This is a genomic window from Thermococcus sp. (assembly GCF_027052235.1).
Taxonomy (GTDB): Archaea; Methanobacteriota_B; Thermococci; order Thermococcales; family Thermococcaceae; genus Thermococcus.
In genome coordinates, this window is record NZ_JALUFF010000029.1 from 1 (window position 1) to 4585 (window position 4585).

Genomic DNA, 4585 nt, shown 5'->3' on the forward strand with positions numbered 1-4585 from the left:
AGCCAACACCCTCAATCCCGAGCCTCGGCATGAGCAGATAACTCAGCCCGAGGAAGAGAACAGCCTTCGTCACGTTAATTGCCACGACTTCCCTCACCCTCTTTTGGATGTTCAAGACAGTTATCGAGAAGTTCACCAGGACGACAAGGAATCCTCCAAGGACCATTAACTTAAGAAGCCCAAGACTACCAACGTAACCCTCCCCAAAGAACCTCAGAATATAACCACCAAAGAGCCAGACGAAAACCGTTGCGAAGGCCAGATAGATGTAGCTAAAAAATACCGCTTTTTTCAGGGTTCCTTTCATATTTTTAAGCCCGTGACTACCTTCGACGAAAAAGGAGGTGTTTATCGCGTTGGGGACAAAGAGTATGAGGTTCCCCACCGCAAAGGCCATGTAGAAGTAAGCCGCCTCCTCCTTCCCGAGCATGCTCAATACAAGGGTTGGCATCAGGTAGTTCGGAGCAGTATTAGCTATTCCTGCTATGTAGTTCCCGAGGGAGAACCTGAAGGCATCCCTCAGGAACTCGCGGTCAAGGCGCGGCAGAACCCCTCCAACGAAAACCAGAGCATAGAGTAAGCCCAACAGCAGGCCAAGGCCGAAGGATGAGATTATACCCAGCGCTCCAAGGGCAGTGAGAATGAACAGAAAAGCAAACCTTGCCGAGAAGAGCAAGCTCTGGATAAAGCTGTGCTCCGCTTTCCTTCTGGCTATGGCGTAGGTCGAGAGGACGTTATAGGCAGTCCCAACAATAGAGAAAACCACGAAGACTGCTAAGAACACGGCTGGTGAGGAGCCGCGGAAGGCCTTTGAGTTTACCATAAGCAGGCCATAAACGAGGGAAAAAACCAAACTGGCAATAGATGTCACAAAGAGAGCAGTTCCCGCCGCCCTCTCACTGTATTCTGGATAAAAGCGGATTAAAGCGTAGTTCATGCCAAGCATCGAGAGCTGGAAGGTTAGGTTTAATGCGGAAACGACTGCGGAAGCTACTCCAACTTCGCCAGCTGGATAAAGCCTCGTCGCCACGGCCCAGAAGATGAAACCCGCAAGTGCTGTCGTGAGTGAGGAGAGTGAGATGTAGATGGAGTTCCTGTAGAGGGGACTTTTGATGTTTCCAAACTCCCGTTTTATGAGTTCAAGCATTTCATGGCCTCCATGATTTAAAATGGTTCAACCTCAGCGCTGGTTTTGGTCTTGTTCAATAACATCCCTGATCCTAAATACCCCCCTATCCCACACGGTCTTTCCCTTACTGTAAGTATACCTGATAACGACGCTCCCGTTGAGGTTCTCAGGAAGCAGGAACTCGTCTTTCCCCGCAACACTGTACCACTTCTTAAACACCAGAGTCCCGTTGTCGAGGTAGCCATATATCCCAACGCCAGTTCCGGTGGCGTTAGTGAACTTCAAGACGACCGAATTGTTCTCGGAGGTGACAATAACGTTGGGATGGACGAACTTGAAGATCTTCACAAGCCCTCCATCGGAGTAGATGAGCTTGTAATAATCAGGATACTCGTTCGTAAACATCAGCTTCGCGAGGGCCGTGTCGAAGGCGTTTCTGTTCATAATCACAGCGTAGCCGTAGTTGAGGTTAATGTATACATAAACGGGCGCGGTTGGCCTGCTGGAAAGCTCCACCCGGGTGAGGGCCTTCCCAGACTCAACGAAAACCTCGGCTGGGATGATAACCTGTCCCCTAAGACTGACCTTTACGTCCCATGTCTTCCCCGGGGCGGCCATGAGAGAGTAAGGCCCATTAGAGAACACAAAGACTCCACCATACGAGGAATCAAGGTGGAGAATGACGAGGGCATAATCGCTCTCGTTCACCCCCGCGGTGTCCATCACAGCCCCGAACTCCCCGAGGGTGTCGTAGGAGACGATAACGTAGTCAACGCCGGCACCCATCAGGTTTTTGCTGGGAATGAGACCAAGGTAGTACTTTGCAACCCATCTACTTGGACTTCCTTGAGCAACGGGCGCCCTGTTCGAGAAGTAGGTCACCCAGTGCCCCTGATCCCACCAGGTAAGGACGACGTCGTTAATGCTGGAGTGCTCTCCGAGGTACGTCAAAGCATCGGCCCAATGGTCATCAACGAATGGGTGAACGGCGAGAGTTGATGAGAACCCCTGATATGCAGAGGCCGATGGAAGGAGCAAAAGAAGTAGAACTGCAACGGCCGCCCGCTTCCACTCTGCACCCACCTTTGAGGAGAGAAACTCAAACGTATCGACAAGCCCTATCCCGACTAAGATGGCCACCGCGAGGGAACCTACAAAGAGGAACCTCGTCCAGACGAGGGTCATGGGGATTAAAACTACCGCAGTCCCCAGAATGAGGAAGTCGGAAGTTGTAGGCCTGCGGAAGCGGAGGAAAAAGAGGGGGAACAGAACTCCGGAGATGCCGTAGGCCTCCCACCAGTTGGGCCAGTTCGTCTTCTGGGTTTCCCCGATAGGAGCAACGGGGAAAATTCTATGAAAAGCCTCCTCGACGATACCGTAGTACCTAAAGGTCAAGAAGAAGGCGATCGTGACTCCAATCAGAGCAACGGCCCACCTGATGCGGCGATCTTTTGTAAAACGCGCGATTAGAATGAGGATCAAAATGGCGAGGATAGACAAGATCAGGGCATACTTGAGGAAGACGATGAGGAAGACGTCCTTCAGGATCCCAAAGTGAACTCCCAGCTCCTTGGCAAGGTTTTTCCCGAGCCACCTCGTTTCCCCCGTCATGCCATAGCCAAGCTTTTCACCAATCCAGTTGGCGAGTAAAACACCGGGGAGGAGGGAGAGGGAGACGGCAAGCCCGTCGGTGACCTTCTCATCTTTTCCAAGGAGAAAAGCCCCAAGGGCAAGGAGGAGTGAATTTGATAGGAAGATGGAGAATATAGGGTAGTAGGCCTGCCAGAACGCGGCGGCGAGTCCCGCCGAGAGGCCTGGAACGAGGTAGAGCGCAAAGCGCACGTAGCGGCTGCAGCGGCAGGTAAGGGCAGAGGCAATGGCCGCGAGTCCAACGGCATACCAGAAGAGCATGTAGTTGTCGCCGCGGTAGTAGCCAGCCATCGAACGGAAGACGTGGGCAAAGCTAACCGCCAAGAGAAAAGCCGCTAAAAAGGCCTCCCTTTTACCATAGGCTCGAAGAACTGAGAAATACACTAAGACCACAGTGAGAACGCCGAAGATAACCGGAGTAATACGGAAGGCGTTGTAGAGAGAAACTCCAAAGGGAGAAATGAGTTTATAAATGTACGCGGGAGTCATCCAGAGGCCAAGGGGGTGAAAGAGCCGTATTTGAATGCCCCACGGACCAAGAGCGTAGGGAAAAAAGTTCACCCAGCCATGGGTCAGAGCATAGCGAGTGTATGCTAAGTGGAAGTATGGGTCGTAGCCGAGGAGGTACTTGAAGCGCATCGGGATGAGGCGGATTACAGCGGCTAAAATGGTGAGTAGGATAAGGGCGTACCTCGGGCGCAGAATTCGCTCATTAAGGGACAGAAGAGTTTGGAGTACTTTGTTGCCCCCCATGGTTTCACCAGCCTTTCTTTATTCCTGTGGCAGTACTTTCGGGAGTAATATAAGGATTGTGCACGTTCCTCATTCTCCCCGCTGTATCTTCGCGTGGCCGCCAACGAGGCTCTTCCTCAGCTCCAGGTTCCTTATCTCGCACTTCTCGTCGATGATGGAGCGCCATATCGTGGAGTTCCTGATGACCGTGTCCCTGAAGATTATCGAATCGCTCACATCCGAGTTCTCTATTGTGCAGTTCTCGCCGATGTAGGCGAATGGGCCGATGATGGAGCGGCCGAGGATTTTGGCACCCCTTTTGATGACCACCGGCGGGATTATCTTGGAATAGGGGCTTATCTGGATCTCCTCGATGTGGCTCTCCCGGAGGAGGGTCTTAAGGGCCTCAAGGTAGCTGTCCGCCGAGCCTATGTCGTACCAGTACTCTGAAAAGCGGTATGCTTTGATCTCCGCACCCTTTTCAAGGAGCCACTGGATGAAATAGCCCGGGGAATCCCTGTTTCCATCGGAGAGGTACTCATCTATACGCTCCATCACTGCCCTCGGGAAGACGTAAACGCCGGTGCTTATGAGCGTGGACTGGGGCTGGGGAGGCTTCTCCTGGAAGGAGACGACTTTATCTCCCTCGAGGACGACAACACCGTAGCGTTTTGCCAGTTCAAGGTCGCCGACATCGTAGACAGCAATGAGAGTCCTGCCGTCGTAAGCGCGGAGAAAGTCCGACAGGGAGAAGGAGAAGAGGTTGTCGCCGGCTATGACGAGGTAATCGTCCAGCCCAAGTTCCTCGAGCGCTTTCTTCATCGCACCTATCGTCCCTAACTTTTCCTCCTCATGGAGGGTATCCTCGACGATTAATCCAGCACCGTACTTCTCCGCGTAGGGCCTGAAATGGGCCTCGAAGAACCGATTGGTCGAGATGTACGTTTCGAGGTCAAGCTCGCCGACTTTCTCCATGATGTAGTCGAGTATCGTCTTCTCACCGACTGGTAAGAGGGCCTTGGGGTTGTCTTTGGTTATGGGCCAGAGCCTCGTCGCATAGCCGCCGGCCATTAT

General features: G+C 52.7%; 3 protein-coding genes. All 3 read right to left on the reverse strand.

Features of this window, described 5'->3' with window-relative positions:
• Window positions 1-1147 (reverse strand): lipopolysaccharide biosynthesis protein (locus MVC73_RS03410; protein ID WP_297506931.1); only part of this gene is annotated, 1147 nt, incomplete at its 3' end.
• 33 nt (window positions 1148-1180) lie between these two features.
• Entirely contained in the window at window positions 1181-3532 is a 2352-nt protein-coding gene (locus tag MVC73_RS03415) for an STT3 domain-containing protein (protein WP_297506933.1), read from the reverse strand.
• A 69-nt stretch (window positions 3533-3601) separates the two neighbouring features.
• A partial coding sequence (locus MVC73_RS03420) for an NDP-sugar synthase (protein ID WP_297506935.1) occupies window positions 3602-4585 on the reverse strand: 984 nt, incomplete at its 5' end.

What these genes read in the sequence shown, in the direction of transcription:
- MVC73_RS03415 (WP_297506933.1), bottom strand. Translation starts at nt 3,532, where the DNA reads ATGGGGGGCAACAAAGTACTCCAAACTCTTCTGTCCCTTAATGAGCGA.